The organism is Rheinheimera sp. MM224 (assembly GCF_947090785.1).
GTDB lineage: Bacteria > Pseudomonadota > Gammaproteobacteria > Enterobacterales > Alteromonadaceae > Pararheinheimera.
Genome location: NZ_OX352320.1, coordinates 1,305,018 through 1,322,745 on the forward strand (window position 1 = coordinate 1,305,018; position 17,728 = coordinate 1,322,745).

Sequence of the window (17,728 nt, forward strand, 5' to 3'; positions counted from 1 at the left end):
CGTCGGAGTAGCAGCGGCCTAGGGATGAAGATTAATAAAAGCTACTTGGCGAAATTTTTTGCTAAGTTATACTGGCATCAAATAAAGGCGAACTTTGAGCAGTTATGACAATAGCCGTCAGTCGTGATGTACCTAAAAGCCCCAGTGTTGGGCTGGTATTTCAGGGCAATAAAACCAAAGCCGTTGAGGCTGAACAGCAAAGCAAAACCACACTGGTACCATCGGGTTCCGGTGTGCGTGCTGACGCTCAGGCTTTATCTATGCTGGATGAGCAGGAAGCACAAAAACGCACTACTTACGACCAGCCAAAACAGCGTAATCAACAAGCTTTAGATGCCTACGAAATGTTAGCCAATCAGGAAAAACGCGAAAAAGTTCAGCAAATGTTTAGTCTGGATTTGTACGCCTAAACCTTAATCCCGCTCCAAAACAATCACTTCAAAATTCATAACAATAAAACCAATGAAAGTGTTTTCATAGTGGTTTATGCTGTCTTTCTAATAATAAAATGGCTCTAGGTTATGTTTGACAGCAAGGTGTTTCGGATTTGGTTTGTTGCTGCTTTAGCGGTGTGGTTTGTGCTTTTTAATCAGTTTAATCAACTCAGTTTTTTAATAGAGCATTGGTATTACCCGGCCATTATGGTGGCTGGTGCTTTTGTCGCTGGTGTGACTCCAGAAGGCGGTGGAGCAGTCGCTTTTCCTGTTTTAAATATTTTCCTCAATATAGACCGCACCATGGCGCGGGATTTTAGTTTAATGATCCAAAGTATTGGCATGACCAGCGCCAGTATTTTTATCTTAAGTCACAAAGCTAACCAACTGAAAACCTATAAGCCTTTACTGGTCTTTATCCCAGTGGCTTTTGCTGGTTTTGTAGTGGGAATGCAACTGCTGCAACAACTGCCGGTATACATTATGCAGGTGCTGTTTTTAAGCCTGATCACCAGTTTTGCTGTGGTTTATAGCTTTGGTAAACACAGAGGTAGCAAAGCCACTTTAGACCTGAATAAACCTATGGATTTTGTCTTGTTGCTACTGATGTTAGTTGCTGGTGGCATGTGCGCCAGTTTGTTTGGCACCGGCGCTGATATTATTTTGTATACCTTGTTAGTGACTCGTTTTCGTATGCAGGAAAAAGTGGCCACTCATATGAGTATTATGCTGATGGCTGCAATTAGTGTGCTTGGTTATGCCTACCGCCATTTTGTTGATCAGGGTTTAACGGGGTACCAGGTACAAACCTGGTTATGCGCCTACCCTGTGGTATTGCTGATGGCGCCTTTGGGAGCTTATGTGCTGCATCGTATTAATAAAGAAATTATGTTGTATGCCATAGCAGTACTGAATGTCGCACAGCTGCTGTATTTCCTTTGTTATAACCCTTCGGTAGATAAGCTGATTTGGGCTTGTGTATTCACTGTAGTGCTGTCGACTGGCTTTTATCTGCTGATCCGTAATCTGAGTCGCAAAACTCTGTATTCAGAACAACCGCAAGTGGTTGTGTCACATTAAGGGATCCAAAAAGTCTAACCACACGTATAAATAAACATTGATCCTAAGAGTCTGTGTTTATGTCCCGTTATTGTTTAGTCACTGGTGCCAGTTCAGGTTTAGGCCGCGAACTGGCCATTCAATACGCTAACGAAGGTTGGCAGGTGATCGCTGTTGCTCGTTCTGTCAACGCGCTCAATGAGCTGCACAACCAACACAACAACATTCACGCTTTTCCTTTGGATTTGACCAACACAGAGCTGTTTTCGGCTGCCGTGGAGCAACTCTCTCAACAGACCTCAGCTTTGGATTTAGTTATTCTTAATGCGGGCAGTTGTGATTACGTCGAGGCGACCAATCTACCTTTAGATATTTTCGACCGCACTATGGCGCTGAATTTTCAAGCCCAGGTGGCAGCTGTGAAGCTGTTATTACCGCTGCTGCAGAAATCGGAGCAGGGCACTTTGGCTATTGTCAGCAGTCTGGCGCATCTATTTCCGTTTACCAAAGCACAGGCTTATGGCGCCAGTAAAGCTGCCCTAAGTTATTTTGCCGACAGCTTACGAGTTGATCTTGCAGATTCTGGCGTGCAGATTTGTCTTATTGAACCTGGTTTCGTCGATACTCCTCTGACACAAAAGAACGATTTTAAGATGCCTTTTCTGCTGCAGGTTGAAGATGCTGCAGCTCGCATCCGTAAAGGCATTCAGGCACAGCAGCAGCGTATACGTTTTCCAAAACGGCTGGTGTGGAGTCTGCATCTGTTGAATCTGCTGCCTTATTCATTGCGCTGCAAAGTCGCTGCAGGGATGCGCCAACCATGATAGGAATAAATTGGACGGCCTTAATAGGTTTTAAGTTAAGTTGGTTTGCGCTGGTGTTGTTCCAGGACCTATTGCTTATTCCTGTATTGCTATTTGTAGCGTGGTCTTTGTGGCGCTGCAGTAATGCTGAACGTTTGGCCTGGTTAGCTTTGGCTGTAGTGGGGATTACGCTGGATTCGGTGTTGCAATACAGCGGCGTTTTAAGTTTTACCGGCTCCATCTGGTTACCTCTTTGGATGTTAGTCTTGTGGCTGGTATTTAGTTTGGTGGTGGTACAGGTGTTTTCTGTGTATTTGCAAAATTACTGGATAGCGGCACTTATTGCAGCCGTCTCTGGTCCAATTGCTTATCTGGGGGGAGCTGCATTAAGTGGTCAGATGCAGGTCAGCAGTACAACTGAAGCCTATATAGCATTGGCGTTGTGTTGGGGCTGCTATGGTGTGTTATCAGGATGGAGCAGAAAATTTTATGCGTAAGATTCTAGTGATAGCGACCTTTCTATGCTGTTTAAATGCTCAAGCCATGCCAGATAACGTCAAACTGGTGGGACAAGGTCAGTTCAGTTATTTATTCTGGGATTTATACCAAGCGCAACTGTATACAGCAGATGGTAACTGGAGCGATTACCAGCAAAGTGCTCCTTTGGTACTCAAGCTGACCTATCAGCGGGATATCAGCAAGCCAGATTTTATTGAAGCGACAGTGGATCAGTGGAAACATCTGAAAGGCAAGGTTTCAGCTCAACATAAAGACTGGGCAAAGCAGTTGGATAAGCTTTGGACCGATGTTAAAAAAGGCGACCAGTTAAGTTGTGTTTTATTGGCCGATGGCACGGTACAGTTTTACTTCAATGATAAGCTGCTGGGGGACGTAACAGACCCTGCTTTTGGTCCGGCATTTTTAGATATTTGGTTGTCTGAGAAAACCTCTGCGCCAAAGCTGAGAAAACAATTGCTGAAAAATTCCGCATAAAAATGAGGCCGTGATGTTTTGGTGACTGCGGATTTCTGCTCTATAACCAATGAATATCAATGCCTCTTGTCCCTTCTGTGTGCACATCTAATTTAGTTTATGGTGTTTTTCATCTTATTTACTTTCAGTTTTGTAACAAAACAACAGCTGACTGACTTCTGTTTATTAATTAATCTTTTGGTGAGCAACCCTGAATAAGGCATTTTTACAGTATTGTTCTTATTAAACAGTCAGATATGTCATGCCTTCTCTTTTTTGTTGTCTAATTCTAATACAGCTGCATCGTTTGTTTTGTATGCATATCTTTATGTTGTTGATTTTTATCATAAATTTAACACTTGTGCTTTTTGCGGCAGATGCCAGTTAACGCAGTCATTTGGCGGTTAAAAGCGGTTGACCCTTACAAAACATTGCATTTATTATCCGCCGCCTTTTTTGGGATAGCCCCAAATCAGGCGTGTTGTAGCTTCAATCAACACCACTGTTGATTGCCGTAAAAACAGAGTCACTACGCAGTGGCCCAGGGAGAAAAAATGTTTGTAAGTAGTAAGCTGTCAAAAGCAGTTGGTTTAGCTGTCGCTTTTGGCGCTGTGTCAGGCGTCACTTTTTCTGGTTCGGTACAAGCTCAGGATACTGAGAGTGTTGAACGTATTCAGGTTACAGGTTCGAGCATCAAACGTACTGATATGGAAGGTGCATTACCAGTTCAGACTATTGATCGTGCAGCTATTGACCGTTCAGGTTTAGCAACAGCAGGTGATTTAATTCAGTCTATTCCGTCTATGCAAGGTTTTACCTCTGATGGTGATTCTGTTGGTGGTGGTGGCGGTGGTGTAAAAACTGCTTCCTTACGTGGTTTAGGTGCTGAATACACTCTGGTTCTGATCAATGGTCGCAGAATGGCGCCACGTGGCTCAGGCTCTACTATCGACCTGAACTCTATTCCTTTAGCTGCTATTGAGCGTGTTGAAGTACTGACAGATGGCGCATCTGCTTTGTACGGTTCTGACGCTATTGCAGGTGTTGTAAACTTTATTACCAAAGACGACGCTCAGGGCGTGAATGTTTCTGCCCGTTACAGCAAGCCTGAAGAGAAAAATGGTACCAGCGACAATTTCTCTATTACAGGTGGTTTAGGTGATTTTGATACGGACGGTTACAACGTATTGTTATCTTACAGCCGTGACTCTCAGGAACAGCTGAAGGCGACAGACCGTGACTTTGCTAAATCAGGTATTATCCCTTTTACCTTGAATAACAAAGAATATTTCTATGTTGCAGGCTCGCCAAACGCCATCCCTGCAAACGCCCGTTATGTATACACTGGCGCTGACGGCAAATTAGCCAACTCAGCTGCATTTAACCCTTATGCAAAACAAAATGGCGCTTGCGCACCAGACAACTTTGAATCTTCAGGTTTATGTCAGTATGACTACACTACAACTGTAGAAATTCTGCCTGAAAGTGAACGTGATTCATTTATGCTGGGCACTGACATTGCATTGGGCGAAGATACAAAGTTATTTGCTGACGTGATGTACTCAGATTTCTCTCAGACCACCCGTATCGCACCAAATGCTACAGGTTTCTTCAGCTTAGACAAAGACTCAGCCTTAGCTCAGCAATATGTGATGCCATATGTTGATCCTGCTCATGTGGGTTCTGTTACTTCTGTACAGGCACAATGGCGTGCATTACCGCTGGGTGGCCGTGCTACTGAGTGGAACACTAAATCAACTCATATCGTCAGTGGTATCGAAGGTGTGATTGACACTATCGACTACTCAGCTGCTTTCACTTTCTCAAAAAATGATACTGATGAAAACATAGCTGGTGGATTCCCAATCTATGACAAGTTCATGGATGCTGTTAGTTCTGGTCTGGTAAACGTATTTGAAACTCCGGATAAAATCAGTGCTGAAGGCCTTCAGGCGTTACAGGATTCTCAGTACTTTGGTAACTGGAGCAATGAGACTACTGAAGTCAAAGGTGTGGATCTGAAAGCTTCTACACCAGTGTATTCCCTGCCTGCCGGTGATGTGTATATCGGTACTGGTGTTGAATTCCGTAACACAAACTACGTCAGTTCTCTGGCTGATGCGAATAAACAGGATCTGCTGTTAGGCGCAAACATTGGTTCAGAGTATGACTTAACCCGTGACAACTACGGTGGTTTTGTTGAAGTGATAGTTCCGGCTCTTGAGAATCTGGAACTGACTGGTGCTGTTCGTTACGACAACATTGGTGAAGTAGAATCTGACTTCGTTTATGACGAAGACGGTATTGCCAGCCCAGGCAGCTACACTGTCAATGATTCAATGAATGACACGACGTACAAGCTGGCGCTGCGTTACAACGCAACTGAAGACTTGTTACTGCGTGCATCAACTGGTACCGGCTTTAAAGCGCCATCTATGCTGGACTTAGCTCAGCCTAAAGCTCCATTTGGTGTAACAAGCGGTGCTTACCTGTGTCCATTCGCAGGTACAACGGATCCATTGGCTGATGTATGTAGTGTATCGCCACAGCAGTTTGAAGCTTTTAATCAGGGTAACCCGAACTTAAAACCAGAAGAGTCAAAGCAGTACACTGTAGGTTTTGTGTACGCACCTGACAATAACTTCAGCTTCAGCCTGGACTACTGGAATATTGAGTTGACCAATATGGTGACAGCAGTCACTGAAGCTCAGATCGTTGCAGATCCAGAGCGTTACCGTCATCTGTATACTACGAAGACAAACAAAGCGACTGGTCAGGAAGAGCTGGCCATTATTTTTGAAAGCATCAACGTAGGTCAATCCAAAAACACTGGCCTTGACTGGGATTTAACAGTAGGTAATGACTTATCTTTTGGTCGTTTAACTACAACGCTGGCTGGTACTTATGTGCTGGATAGCGAATATACCCGTCCTGGTACTACAGATGACTGGATCAGCAGCTTAGGTCGTTTTGGTGATGACAATAAGGTTGTTTTCAGAACCTTAGCTAAATTCACTAATACATTAACTCACGGTGATTTCGCTCACAGTGCGACGCTGAATTACCGCAGTGGTTATGAAGATCAGGCGCAATCTGCAGCCAGCCGCTATGTACGTTTAGGCTCTGTAACTGGTCCTGGTGTAGACATTCAACTGAGTGTTCCTTCATACGCCACGATCAACTATCAGACCAAGTACCAGGCGATGGAAGCTTTGGGTGTGACGTTCGGTATCAACAACTTAGCTGACCGTGCTCCTCCATTATCCTTACGTTCAGGTGGTGCTGGTCACCAGGTTGGTTTCGACCCTCGTTACACTGACGTTTATGGCCGTACTTTCTATTTAGGCCTGGACTACAAGTTCATGTAACTTGATAGCAAGTGAAGGGAGATTTCTGTTGATAACAGAAGTTTCCCTGAACCAAATAAAAACCCCACTGCGTGCAGTGGGGTTTATTTTTTAACAGCTACAAATTACTTTTTTTGTTGAATAAATTGGATCAGTTTTGCTGCGATTTCAGTATTGTCCTGAAAGCCTGCGAATACTTGTTTATCTGCGCCATACGCCAACACTGGTACATCAGCTGCTGTATGACCACCGCTGGTCCAGCCCGTGGTGGAGTGATGGTCAATACGTTGTTTCACCGCTTTAGCAAGAGGCTCTAAGCCTTCAGCACGCGCCTTAGTCAGCAACTGTTGCTCATCTGTTTTCAGTTCAAGGCCTGTTAAACCCAACCATGCCTGATACAACACCTTATCATCTTTAAGCGCTAACAGCTGACCAGCTATGTATTCGCCAGAATGTTTTACCTTCTTAATCACATCCCGTTTCCAGCTGTAATTGCCGTTCGCACCTAAAGACAAACCACCGGTTTCGTGATCTGCTGTCACCACCAGAATGGTATCCGGGTGACTATCCACATAAGCTTTCGCTACTTTTATAGCCTCACCAAAATCATGCATTTCAGCCATGGCACAAGCTATATCGTTGGCATGACCACACCAGTCAATCTGGCTGCCTTCAATCATCACGACAAAACCTTTTTCGGCCGGAGACAGCAGCTCCAGTGCTTTTTCTGTCATTTGTTTCAGTGGCAGAGGTTCAGGGTTGTCTAAGGCACTGTCAAAACCCTTAGGTGCAAACAAACCTAAAGCAGGCAACTTATTCAGCGTTTTCAAGCCAGTCCAGCTGTCTGTGTACTGGTAACCCGCTTGTTTAAATTCTTCCACCAGATTACGGTCTTTACGGATAAAGTAGCTGGTACCGCCTCCGAGCATTAAATCGGCAACAATCTGACCATTCACTTTATTGTCGATGTAATCATCCGCTATCTGATCATAGTTTTGCCGACTTTTATCATGCGCCAGAAAACCGGCAGGAGTGGCGTGGTTAATTTGTGCTGTGACGACCACAGCTGTCTGCATACCTTTGGCTTTGGCGATTTCCATCATAGTCGTCAAAGGTTTGTGATCATGGTCAACTGCAATAGCACCGTTGTAAGTTTTATGAGTGCTGGACAAGGCTGTCGCCGCCGCAGCTGAGTCTGTCACTACGGTATCGTCATCCGGGTAAGTACTGGCATTGCCAATCCATAACTCGTCAAACACAGTGCGTTCCACTACTTTGGTTTCTGGATTATCCATGTAATAACGATACGCAGCTAAATAAGCAGGGCCCATACCATCGCCAATCATATAAATAATGTTTTTTGGTGCGGCAGTTACAGCGAAAGATGTTGAAGCAAGGCAAGCGATGCTGATTAAACTTAGTTTTTTTAACATAGGAAAGCTCTGTGGATGGCTGAAAATCTGGTGCTACCAGAGTCTGTAGGGTGAGGTTATCTTACGTCAGTGACCAAAATATGACAAAACTGTAAATAGTCTAAACGCGACCAACAGACGTAAAAGCAAGACTGAAAGGTGTTAAAACAAAACTTACTATATAAGTGTTGCGGAGCGGATCATGCATGGCTTAGAGTAAGGATGGAACTAAAGCCGCTACACCTTATCTAACAGGCCGTGTAGCAAACGAGGTTGAAAAAGTCATGAGTAAGAAGTTTGTAGTTGTTGCTTTGAGTCTGATGATGTTGGCTGGTTGTGCCAGCTATCCCGAACAGGTTCGTATTGCAGATAATGTGGCTTTAACCAGCTACGAAAATGCGGTGCAACAAAATATCGATTTTGGTACTGCCCGCTGGAGCGGTGTCATTGCTGAAATCAGTAATAAAGCCAATCAAACCCGTCTGGAAGTTGTGTATTTTCCGTCAGGCTCCAATGGACGTCCTGCAGTTTCCGATCAAACCAAAGGCCGTTTTGTCACTTACATCAAAGGCTTTTTAGATCCTATGGTGTACCAGCGTGGTAAGTCGGTTACAGTGCTGGGCGATTTAACCCGTTCTGAAGTGGGTAAAGTCGATGAATACGAGTACCGTTACCCGGTCATTAAAGATGCAACAGTGTATTTATGGCCAAAACTGGAAGAACGTATTGAAGTGATTGATACCTGGCCTATGATGCGTCCGTACCCTTACCCTTACTATTGGGGCTATGGCCCTGGTGTGCGTGTCCGTACTATTACAAAACAACAATCGACAACAACACAAGGCGCGGTTCATGTTGACAATAATAAACAGAATAAAGTGCAACCTTAATTTAGTTTTACTTTCAGCTGCGCTTTTTAGCGCAGCAGCAGTTGCTGAAACACCATCTGCCCCAGACTTAACTGCTCTGGTTGATCATTCATTTCGAAGTGCGGAAGATAAAGCCAGAAATAAATACCGTCATCCGGTCGAGACACTGAACTTTTTTGGCATTAAGCCTACCATGTCAGTGCTGGAGATATGGCCTGCCCGTGGTTGGTATACGGATATTCTTGGGCCTTATTTAAAAGATCAGGGCAAATTGAGTATTGCTAATTTTCGTGTGGATGATGGCACTATGCAGGATGACAGAAAAATCTTCTGGAGCCGTATCAGTGAAAAACTCAGTCAGCGTATTCTGAAACACAAAGACCATTTTGGTTCTATCCAACAGACTGAATTTGATCCACCGGGTTATATGTACCTGGGTTTAACTCAGCAATACAATATGGTGCTGAGTTTCCGCAACGCTCATATCTGGAATGAACAAGGCTACCTGCTGGATGTATTCCGCGCCGTATTTGATGTACTCAAACCTGGTGGTGTTTTTGGCATAGTCGAGCACAGAGCCAGCCGGGTATCTGAAATCTCCAGCTCTGCTGTTGAAGGTTATCTGGACGAGTCTTATGTGATTGCTGTGGCTGAACAGGCTGGTTTTACATTAGAGGCAAAATCGGAAGTGAATGCGAATCCAAAAGACACCAAAGATTATCCTAAAGGTGTGTACGCCTTACCGCCAACCTTAGCTATGGGTGCTGTAGACCGTGCTAAATATTTGGCCATAGGTGAAAGTGATCGTATGACCTTAAAATTCGTCAAGGCCGCCAGCGAATAATGCTGGCTGTGGAGTTTTCGCTGCCCGCTTTATCTTTAGCGGGCTGGCAGCAAGGTCCAACAGCTCAACAAGTGACTCTTTGCCTGCATGGCTGGCTGGATAACGCCGATAGTTTTTTACCCCTCTCTGCCTGCTTAAACGAGTTGAATCTGGTTGCCATTGATTTACCGGGGCATGGACAGTCCCAACATCGCAGCCCTGATGCCCATTATCATTTTCTAGACTGGATATACGATCTGGCAACGTTGATTAAAATTCAGGGCTGGCAACAGGTGGATATTATCGGTCATTCGATGGGCGGTATGATAGGTTCAGTGCTTGCTGCTGTGATGCCGCAGATGGTGCGCAAATTAGTACTGATCGACAGTATGGGCCTGGTAACTGGCGACGCTGGAAAAACAACAGAGCAAGTACGAAGCGCAATTCACCACAGATGGCAAAGCCCACATAAACAAAAACCTCTGTATCGCGATCTGCAAAGTGCAGCGCTTGCCCGCCAAAGTCAAAGCGATTTCGATCTGGCTTCGGCGCTGATTTTAGCCAAACGTGGCACAGAGCCTTGCCCTGGTGGACTCACCTGGTCGGCTGATATGCGCTTGAGAGAATCTTCTGCCTATCGATTGCTGCAACCCCAGGCTATGCAGCTGCTTAGTGATATTCAATGCCCCGTGCTGGCTATTCTGGCAAGTGATGGTCTGGAGATGATGCAACAAGCCCGGCAACAGTACCAAAGCTGTTATCAGCAACTTGAATGGGTTGAGATCACAGGGGGTCATCATTGCCATATGACTCAGCCAGAACAAACAGCCGACGCAATTCGTCAATTTTTACTGTCCTGATTGTTTTTTATGCTCTGCTATCCTGCAGAGCACCCTTACGGGCCAGCTGAAGCTGTTAAAAATCGTTCCTGACGATTTTTTATGCTCTGCAATCCTGCAGAGCACCCTTGCGGGCCAGCTAAAGCTGTTAAAAATCGTTCCTGACGATTTTTTATGCTGTTATAGTCGGGGTCAGAACTGCTGCTTGAGCAGGCAATTGTTAAATGAAAGCAATTGTGGGATGATGCTGGATTAGAGTAAAAACTCAGTGCCGTTTTGTCTCAGACCCCGATGATGTCTGTACAAAGGGCCGAAGCACTAACTATAACTACTATAACTACTATAACTAAAAAATAATAAATACCACGAGGAGAGGACAGTGGATCGAGTCTGGGCAAAAAATTATCCTGAAGGCGTTCCGACAGATATCAATGCTGATCATTACGCATCATTACTGGAAGTTTTTGATGAAAGTATCAAAGACTACGCTGAAAAAACCGCCTACATCAATATGGGCAAAAGCATTACTTACGCAGAACTGGATCAGTTGAGCTTAAAGTTTGCAGCTTATTTGCAACAGCAATTAGGTCTGAAAAAAGGTGACGCTGTTGCTGTGATGATGCCAAACCTGTTGCAATACCCAGTCTGTATTTTAGGTATATTGCGTGCGGGTTGTGTAGTGGTTAACGTTAATCCACTGTACACGCCTCGTGAATTAGAGCACCAACTGCTCGACTCGCAAGCCAAAGCTATAGTCATTGTGGAAAACTTCGCTCATACCTTGTCTGATGTACAGGATAAAGTGAAGATTGAGCATGTGATCCTGACTCATATGGGCGATATGTTAGGCCTGCTTAAAGGTACTATCGTCAACCTGGTCGTTAAGCATGTCAAAAAGCTGATCCCTGCTCATAATCTTAAAAAATACGTTACGTACAAACAGGTTATTGCCGCTGGTAACGCCGCTGCGTACAAAAAGCCTGTGGTCGTCGGAGAAGACTTAGCTTTTCTACAATACACAGGTGGTACTACAGGCGTATCCAAAGGCGCTATGCTGACCCACCGCAATATGGTGGCTAATCTGGAGCAAGCCGATGGCTGTATAGGTCCTCTGTTGACTCACGGCAAGGAGCTCGTAGTTACCGCACTGCCGCTGTACCATATATTCGCATTAACGGCTAATTTCCTGGTCTTTATGAAGTATGGTGGTACAAACCTTTTGATCACCAACCCAAGGGATATGCCCAATTTTGTCAAAGAACTGGCGAAGTATCCTTTTTCTGTTATTACAGGTGTGAATACGCTGTTTAATGGTCTGCTCAATACTCCAGGTTTCGCTCAGTTGGATTTCAGTAACATGAAGCTGGCTTTGGGTGGTGGTATGGCAGTGCAGCGCCCTGTGGCAGAACGCTGGCAGAAAGTGACTACAACCCGCTTAGTTGAGGGCTATGGTTTAACTGAATGCGCACCTTTGGTCACTGTCAGTCCTTATAACCTGCCAGCTTATAATGGCAGCATAGGTTTTCCTGCGCCTTCCACTGACATCAAGCTTGTGAATGATGATGGTGTTGAAGTGGCAGCCGGCGAAGCTGGTGAAATGTGGGTCAAAGGCCCGCAGGTCATGAAAGGTTATTACAACAGACCTGATGAAACTTTAAAGGTCCTGAATGCCGAAGGCTGGTTAGCAACAGGGGATATAGCCCGTGTGGATGACGACGGTTTCTTCTACATAGTCGATCGCAAAAAAGACATGATTTTAGTCTCAGGTTTTAACGTTTATCCAAATGAGATTGAAGAAGTGGTCGCGATGAACGACAAAGTCTTGGAAGTGGCAGCTATTGGTGTTCCAAACGAAGCCACTGGCGAAGCAGTGAAGATATTTGTGGTGAAAAAAGACCAGAGCCTGACAGATGTTGAACTAATACAACACTGTAAAGAACGTTTGACGGGCTATAAAGTGCCGAAGCTGGTAGAATTCCGCACTGAATTGCCAAAAACGAACGTGGGTAAAATCTTAAGGCGAGAGCTGAAAGGTTAATCCAGAAAAAACCGGCTTTGGCCGGTTTTTTTGCTTATACCCAAGTAACTTGGAGTTGCAGGGCGGCGACAAGTGTGTGAGACCCCAGGAGCATAGTTTACCTATGTGACTGGGGCGAGAGCACGCCGTCAACAAAGCTGCGGTTTCAAGTACGATGGGTATAAAAGTCGACTACAGAAATAGACAGAGTAAATCAAGGATCACAAATGACGTATCAGCTTATAACCTCTTCATCTGCTTTAGCTGCTTTTTGTGCGCAAGCCGCCAGTGCTGACGTCTTAGCTGTTGATACTGAATTTGTTCGCCAAACGACCTTATATCCCAAGCTTGGTTTGATCCAGCTGTTTGATGGTAAACAATTGGCCTTGGTTGATCCTTTAGCTATAGATGACTGGAGCTCCTTGCAACAGCTGTTTGCCAATCCGACGGTCTGTAAAGTAGTGCATTCCTGCAATGAAGATTTAGAAGCCTTAGCCACTAAAAATTTGTTGCCTATATTGCCTCTGATCGACACTCAGCTGGCTGCTGAATTGGCCGGTTGGGGTGGTAGTCAGGGCTATGCCAAACTGGTGCAAAGAGTTTGTGCTATTGAGCTGGATAAAAGTGAATCCCGCACCGACTGGATAGCGCGGCCTTTATCTGCATTGCAGTTAGACTACGCCGCCAAAGATGTAGAGCATTTACTGGACGTGTATCAGGCGCTGAAAACTGAGCTGGTCGCAAAAGGCCAATACGAATTGTTGCTTGCAGAAGGCGAACATTTAATAGCGCGCCGTTCTTTTGGCTTGCCTTTGTCATTTCGTCATCTGGAACTGAAAAACAGTAATCTGCTGACTTCACGCGAATTGGCCATTTTGCGTGAATTGGTGATCTGGCGGCAGGAGTATGCGCAGCAGCACGATATGGCGCTGGGTTTTATCTTTAAAGATCACCATTTACTGGATATCGCCAAACGCCGTCCTGGTAGCCTGGAGTCGATGTTTAATATCCCGGAATTGCCTGGTCGTGAAGTGCGCCGACATGGCAAAACAGTGTTAGCTCTTATTGAACAAGCCAAAGCTTTACCACTGGAGCAATGCCCTGCGCCTTTTTATCACACTGACGTATTCCTGGGGTTTAAAGAAGAGCTGCAGAAAATTACTGATGCCATCAAGGCGGCAGCTAAAGCTTCAGGCATTTCAGCTGAATTTATGGCCGTGCGTCGCCAAAGCACAGAATACTTTAACTGGTGTTGGCGGGTCAGTGACGAAGACAGAGCTCAATTACCTGTTCCTGAGTTTTTACGGGGATGGCGTCGTGAGATATTAATCAACCATTTACCTGTTCCTGCTCATATACAACCACTGATCTAAAGCCGTTGTTGTTACGTAATACGGCGCGATTTTTAGTCTGGTTTAGCGCATTTTTTGCGCTAAACTCTGCTGTTTTTTTCACAAATCTGCACTGATCCTGTCAAAAAACACCTTCGTAACCCTTTTGCTACATCAACAATCAAAAGGGTAAAAAAATGATGAAATTGACAATGAAGTCGCTCGCAATGGGCGCAGCCTTTTTATTGGTCGGTTGTAACAATTCCGACAATGACTTGCCTGCAATACCAGAAAAGCCTTCCAGTGTGTCTGTGAAAGTTGTACATGCGGTGTCAGACGCCCCTGATGTGTCCGTCAGCCGCACCAATGGCGTAGTGATACCGAACTTAGCTTTTGGCGCTGTGGCAGATGCTCTGGTGGCAAGCCCAGGCGACTTTGCGTTAGCTGTGGATGCTAAATTGCCAGGTAACACAGTGGCCCGGGTTATACCTGAAACTACACTTACTCTGGCTGAAGCAACAGATTACGTCGTTTTTGCTGCAGGTAAGGCTGCCGACAGCAGTATTGAACCTATAGTAGTGTCTTTTCCACAGACTGCAGTTACCAGCGGCAATGTGCGTTTGCGTGTGGTGCACGGCGCTGCATCTGCACCCACAGTAGACGTGCATTTAACAGCTCCTGCTGATGCCTTATCTGCAGGTACTGTCGCAGCTACTTTAGAGTTCGCCGACGCAACCGGTGACGTTACAGTGCCAGCGGGTGATTATAGAGTTCGTATCACGCCGGCAGGGGATTTAACAACAGTGGTGTACGATTCAGGCACCGTAGCCTTAGCTTCAGGTTCCGACTTAACTATTGCAGCTTTGGATAGCCGCTTTGCCGGAAATTCACCTGTGTCTTTGCTGGCCTTGGTGCAAGGTGGCAATACCAGTCTTGAGTTGTTAGATGCTGGTTCTGTATCAGCAGTGCGAGTGGTGCACGATGTATCAGATGCACCAGCTGTAGACGTATTGGTAGATGGTGCGGAAGCTATCAATGCCTTAGCTTTCCCAAACTTTACTGATTACGCTGAATTAACACCAGACATGTACAACGTAAAAGTGGCTGCGGATGCGGATAACTCAGTGGTCGTCATTGATGCTGATCTGGAGCTGGACGCTGGTGCTTATTACACAGTGCATGCAGTAGGTTCGTTAACTGAAGACAGTATTGAGCCTCTGGTAGTTGTTGATAACCCACGCCGTATTGCGACAGCAGCACAAATCCGCGTGATCCATGGTTCCAGCCTGGCAGGCCCGGTAGATGTTTATCTGACGGCGAATTCAGACATTTCTGCAGCCACAGCAGCGCTGAGCAATGTGCCTTTTAAAGCCGACTCAGGTTATATCCAGGTACCAGCAGGTGATTATTTTGTCACTGTGACACCAACAGGCAGTAAAACAGCAGCCATAGGTCCTGTGGCAGTGACATTAGACGCCAATAATATCTATACAGCGGTAGCTCGTGATGGGGTAGGGTTAACAGCGGATCTGGGATTGATCCTGTTGGATGACTTTAACAACGTGCAGTAGCAAAAATGAGGCAGAGTCACAGACTCTGCCTCATTTGTTTATTACTTCTTATCGTCAGGGAAAGTAACGTTTAATTCCAGCACAGACAATTGATCTGAGCTTTTTTCCAGCGATACCGATACCTGATCGTCAGCTATATCCACATACTTGCGGATCACGGCCAGAATATCGCGCTCCAGCTGCGGCAAATAATCCGGGCTGTTGCGACGGTTGCGTTCATGGGCAACGATGATCTGTAACCGCTCTTTGGCAGTTGAAGCGGTATTTTTTTTCGTTGAACGGAAATAATCCAATAACGACATTCGCTTAGCCTCCAAATATACGTTTCAGCAAGCCTTTTTTCTCAACATTCAAGAAACGGAAAGGCACTTCTTCGCCAAGCAAGCGGGCGACCGTGTCTAAATAGGCCTGTCCAGCATCGCTGTCCTGATCCAAAATTACTGGCTGACCTGAGTTCGACGCGTTTAATACGGCCTGAGATTCAGGGATCACACCCAAAAGTTTAATCGCCAGAATTTCGCCGACGTCTTCGACACTCAGCATCTCGCCTTTGACTACACGCTCAGGGTTGTAGCGGGTTAACAGCAAGTGTTCTTTAATACCTGGTAAACCTTGTTCAGCGCGACGTGACTTGCTGCTTAGCATACCTAAAATACGGTCTGAGTCACGTACTGACGATACTTCAGGGTTGGTTACAACCACAGCTTCATCGGCAAAATACAACGCCATCATAGCGCCCGATTCAATACCTGCAGGCGAGTCACAGATGATGTAATCAAATTCTTCGGCTAGTTCGTTCAGAATACGTTCTACGCCTTCTTTACTCAGTGCATCTTTATCACGGGTTTGTGAAGCGGGCAGAATAAACAGGGTGTCGATACGTTTATCTTTGATCATCGCCTGTTTTAAATTCGCTTCACCGTTAATCACGTTAACAAAGTCGTATACCACACGACGCTCACAACCCATGATTAAATCGAGGTTTCTTAAACCTATATCAAAATCGATAATGACGGTTTTAAAACCGCGCATCGCGATGCCTGTGCCAATAGCCGCGCTTGACGTAGTTTTGCCTACGCCACCTTTACCTGATGTAACAACAATGATTTTTGCCATCGCAAAATATCCTTAAAGCAAATCTGCTAAAACCAACTTATCGTCCTGCAACCCAATGCAAGCCGACTTACCCCAATATTCGCCTTGCAGACTGTCACTCAACCAGTAACTTCCGGCTATGGAGATCAGTTCAGCTTCCAGCTTGTGACAAAACACGCGTTTTTGACTATCTCCGGCAGCGCCTGCTATGGCTTTACCACGCAGCGTACCGTAAATATGTATATTTCCATCGGCAATGACTTCAGCGCCGGCACCTACAGTACCACGGATCACTAAATCTGCACCTTTGGCATAAATTTGTTGGCCAGAGCGAATATTTTGCTCCACCACTTTAGTTTCCATCACAGGAGCTGCAACTGCCGCTTCTGTTTTGGCTTCTTTTTCTTTGGTTTCTTTAGCCGGTGTTTTGCTTTTGCTCAGTTGTAATGAGGCTAAACCCGCGGCCTGAGCCACTTTTTTCAGCTCAGCTGAAGCACCACATACACCCACTAATACCAGCTCAAGTTCTTTAAAAACTTGCGCAATAGCTTCGAAATCAGGAGCTTGAGTAACAGACTCGACATTAATCACCACAGGTGCGCGGTAAAAAAAGGCAGGAGCTTGTGCCAGTTTTTGTTGCAGCTGAGTTTTTACTGCAGCAGCAGACAGGTCCTGACAATACAACACAGACAGTGGAAACAAACTGCCTTTTAATTCAAAGGAATGATCAGACATAGCTCAAAATGCGCACTTTATTATTTGTTTAATGACGGCAAAAATACGTGTCAGCCTTTGCTTGCTTGGTACGCAAGGCTGGTGCTTCATGTTATAGTTTGCGCCCCTGTTAGGCAAGTTAGTAAGAGTAGTTTTTGTCCTATGTTATGTGTTGTTTATAAAAGTCCGAAGATGGACCAAACCTATTTATACGTATTGCGCCGCGATGACTTTAGCGCTGTACCTGAAGCCTTACTTAAAACCTTTGGTAAACCACAACTGGTCACGCTGATTAATTTGGCGACCAAAAGCAAATTGGCCCATGCAGATATCGATAAGGTCAGACATCAACTGACAGAGCAGGGTTTTTATTTACAGTTGCCTCCGCCGCCTGAAGATTTACTTAAAGCGCATAAAGAGAGCCAGCCAAACAAGGAGTAAC

General features: G+C 45.4%; 17 protein-coding genes. 13 read left to right on the forward strand and 4 right to left on the reverse strand.

Features of this window, described 5'->3' with window-relative positions; translation table 11 throughout:
• Positions 1-104: 104 nt before the first annotated feature.
• The 6 genes from OM978_RS06120 (at position 105) to OM978_RS06145 (ending at position 6,636) form a co-directional block, all read left to right on the forward strand.
• The gene (locus OM978_RS06120; protein WP_264346000.1) at positions 105-410 is read left to right on the forward strand and encodes a hypothetical protein; all 306 of its coding nucleotides are present in this window, start codon (positions 105-107) and stop codon (positions 408-410) included.
• 111 nt (positions 411-521) lie between these two features.
• Positions 522-1,514, forward strand: a complete 993-nt coding sequence (locus OM978_RS06125; RefSeq protein ID WP_264346001.1) for a sulfite exporter TauE/SafE family protein — start codon at positions 522-524, stop codon at positions 1,512-1,514.
• A 59-nt stretch (positions 1,515-1,573) separates the two neighbouring features.
• Positions 1,574-2,317: an SDR family NAD(P)-dependent oxidoreductase gene (locus tag OM978_RS06130; RefSeq protein WP_264346002.1), complete on the forward strand. Its 744-nt coding sequence runs from the start codon at positions 1,574-1,576 to the stop codon at positions 2,315-2,317.
• Positions 2,314-2,793 (forward strand): DUF2878 domain-containing protein, encoded by a 480-nt coding sequence (locus OM978_RS06135; RefSeq protein ID WP_264346003.1) that lies wholly within the window; start codon positions 2,314-2,316, stop codon positions 2,791-2,793. The genes OM978_RS06130 and OM978_RS06135 overlap by 4 nt, the downstream gene beginning before the upstream one ends.
• On the forward strand, positions 2,786-3,289 hold the full coding sequence (locus OM978_RS06140) for a chalcone isomerase family protein (protein ID WP_264346004.1): 504 nt from the start codon (positions 2,786-2,788) through the stop codon (positions 3,287-3,289). The genes OM978_RS06135 and OM978_RS06140 overlap by 8 nt, the downstream gene beginning before the upstream one ends.
• Positions 3,290-3,822: 533 nt before the next feature.
• Complete coding sequence (locus OM978_RS06145) at positions 3,823-6,636, forward strand: TonB-dependent receptor (protein ID WP_264346005.1); 2,814 nt, start codon at positions 3,823-3,825, stop codon at positions 6,634-6,636.
• A gap of 104 nt (positions 6,637-6,740) precedes the next feature.
• On the opposite strand, the gene OM978_RS06150 is transcribed toward OM978_RS06145, so the two are convergent.
• Positions 6,741-8,048: an alkaline phosphatase gene (locus OM978_RS06150; RefSeq protein ID WP_264346006.1), complete on the reverse strand. Its 1,308-nt coding sequence runs from the start codon at positions 8,046-8,048 to the stop codon at positions 6,741-6,743.
• A 263-nt stretch (positions 8,049-8,311) separates the two neighbouring features.
• Here OM978_RS06150 and OM978_RS06155 point away from each other — a divergent pair, with 263 nt between their 5' ends.
• The 6 genes from OM978_RS06155 to OM978_RS06180 all read left to right on the forward strand — a co-directional run bounded on the left by OM978_RS06155 (position 8,312) and on the right by OM978_RS06180 (position 15,477).
• Positions 8,312-8,917, forward strand: a complete 606-nt coding sequence (locus OM978_RS06155; RefSeq protein WP_264346007.1) for a Slp family lipoprotein — start codon at positions 8,312-8,314, stop codon at positions 8,915-8,917.
• A complete protein-coding gene (locus OM978_RS06160) occupies positions 8,880-9,740 on the forward strand; it encodes a class I SAM-dependent methyltransferase (RefSeq protein WP_264346008.1) in 861 nt (286 codons plus the stop codon). The genes OM978_RS06155 and OM978_RS06160 overlap by 38 nt, the downstream gene beginning before the upstream one ends.
• Entirely contained in the window at positions 9,740-10,579 is an 840-nt protein-coding gene (locus OM978_RS06165) for an alpha/beta fold hydrolase (RefSeq protein ID WP_264346009.1), read from the forward strand. The genes OM978_RS06160 and OM978_RS06165 overlap by 1 nt, the downstream gene beginning before the upstream one ends.
• A gap of 358 nt (positions 10,580-10,937) precedes the next feature.
• Positions 10,938-12,596, forward strand: a complete 1,659-nt coding sequence (gene fadD / locus OM978_RS06170; RefSeq protein WP_264346010.1) for a long-chain-fatty-acid--CoA ligase FadD — start codon at positions 10,938-10,940, stop codon at positions 12,594-12,596.
• A gap of 206 nt (positions 12,597-12,802) precedes the next feature.
• On the forward strand, positions 12,803-13,948 hold the full coding sequence (gene rnd, locus OM978_RS06175) for a ribonuclease D (protein WP_264346011.1): 1,146 nt from the start codon (positions 12,803-12,805) through the stop codon (positions 13,946-13,948).
• A 155-nt stretch (positions 13,949-14,103) separates the two neighbouring features.
• Positions 14,104-15,477, forward strand: coding sequence for a DUF4397 domain-containing protein (locus OM978_RS06180; RefSeq protein WP_264346012.1), 1,374 nt, complete (start codon positions 14,104-14,106; stop codon positions 15,475-15,477).
• 41 nt (positions 15,478-15,518) lie between these two features.
• Here the strand turns inward: OM978_RS06180 and minE are convergent, their stop codons facing one another.
• From minE to minC, 3 genes are read right to left on the reverse strand one after another with little or no spacing between them, the layout of a single operon-like run.
• Entirely contained in the window at positions 15,519-15,779 is a 261-nt protein-coding gene (gene minE / locus OM978_RS06185; RefSeq protein ID WP_233009671.1) for a cell division topological specificity factor MinE, read from the reverse strand.
• A 4-nt stretch (positions 15,780-15,783) separates the two neighbouring features.
• Positions 15,784-16,593 (reverse strand): septum site-determining protein MinD, encoded by an 810-nt coding sequence (minD, locus tag OM978_RS06190; RefSeq protein WP_127021166.1) that lies wholly within the window; start codon positions 16,591-16,593, stop codon positions 15,784-15,786.
• A 12-nt stretch (positions 16,594-16,605) separates the two neighbouring features.
• Positions 16,606-17,307: a septum site-determining protein MinC gene (gene minC, locus OM978_RS06195; RefSeq protein ID WP_264346013.1), complete on the reverse strand. Its 702-nt coding sequence runs from the start codon at positions 17,305-17,307 to the stop codon at positions 16,606-16,608.
• 171 nt (positions 17,308-17,478) lie between these two features.
• Between minC and OM978_RS06200 the strand changes: the two genes are divergently transcribed.
• Positions 17,479-17,727, forward strand: a complete 249-nt coding sequence (locus tag OM978_RS06200; protein WP_233009673.1) for a YcgL domain-containing protein — start codon at positions 17,479-17,481, stop codon at positions 17,725-17,727.
• Position 17,728: the final 1 nt, after the last annotated feature.

Excerpts from the sequence above, each read along its gene's own strand:
- OM978_RS06120 (WP_264346000.1), top strand. The coding sequence starts at position 105 with ATGACAATAGCCGTCAGTCGTGATGTACCTAAAAGCCCCAGTGTTGGG.
- OM978_RS06125 (WP_264346001.1), top strand. The coding sequence starts at position 522 with ATGTTTGACAGCAAGGTGTTTCGGATTTGGTTTGTTGCTGCTTTAGCG.
- OM978_RS06130 (WP_264346002.1), top strand. The coding sequence starts at position 1,574 with ATGTCCCGTTATTGTTTAGTCACTGGTGCCAGTTCAGGTTTAGGCCGC.
- OM978_RS06135 (WP_264346003.1), top strand. The coding sequence starts at position 2,314 with ATGATAGGAATAAATTGGACGGCCTTAATAGGTTTTAAGTTAAGTTGG.
- OM978_RS06140 (WP_264346004.1), top strand. The coding sequence starts at position 2,786 with ATGCGTAAGATTCTAGTGATAGCGACCTTTCTATGCTGTTTAAATGCT.
- OM978_RS06145 (WP_264346005.1), top strand. The coding sequence starts at position 3,823 with ATGTTTGTAAGTAGTAAGCTGTCAAAAGCAGTTGGTTTAGCTGTCGCT.
- OM978_RS06150 (WP_264346006.1), bottom strand. The coding sequence starts at position 8,048 with ATGTTAAAAAAACTAAGTTTAATCAGCATCGCTTGCCTTGCTTCAACA.
- OM978_RS06155 (WP_264346007.1), top strand. The coding sequence starts at position 8,312 with ATGAGTAAGAAGTTTGTAGTTGTTGCTTTGAGTCTGATGATGTTGGCT.
- OM978_RS06160 (WP_264346008.1), top strand. The coding sequence starts at position 8,880 with ATGTTGACAATAATAAACAGAATAAAGTGCAACCTTAATTTAGTTTTA.
- OM978_RS06165 (WP_264346009.1), top strand. The coding sequence starts at position 9,740 with ATGCTGGCTGTGGAGTTTTCGCTGCCCGCTTTATCTTTAGCGGGCTGG.
- rnd (WP_264346011.1), top strand. The coding sequence starts at position 12,803 with ATGACGTATCAGCTTATAACCTCTTCATCTGCTTTAGCTGCTTTTTGT.
- OM978_RS06180 (WP_264346012.1), top strand. The coding sequence starts at position 14,104 with ATGATGAAATTGACAATGAAGTCGCTCGCAATGGGCGCAGCCTTTTTA.
- minE (WP_233009671.1), bottom strand. The coding sequence starts at position 15,779 with ATGTCGTTATTGGATTATTTCCGTTCAACGAAAAAAAATACCGCTTCA.
- minD (WP_127021166.1), bottom strand. The coding sequence starts at position 16,593 with ATGGCAAAAATCATTGTTGTTACATCAGGTAAAGGTGGCGTAGGCAAA.
- minC (WP_264346013.1), bottom strand. The coding sequence starts at position 17,307 with ATGTCTGATCATTCCTTTGAATTAAAAGGCAGTTTGTTTCCACTGTCT.
- OM978_RS06200 (WP_233009673.1), top strand. The coding sequence starts at position 17,479 with ATGGACCAAACCTATTTATACGTATTGCGCCGCGATGACTTTAGCGCT.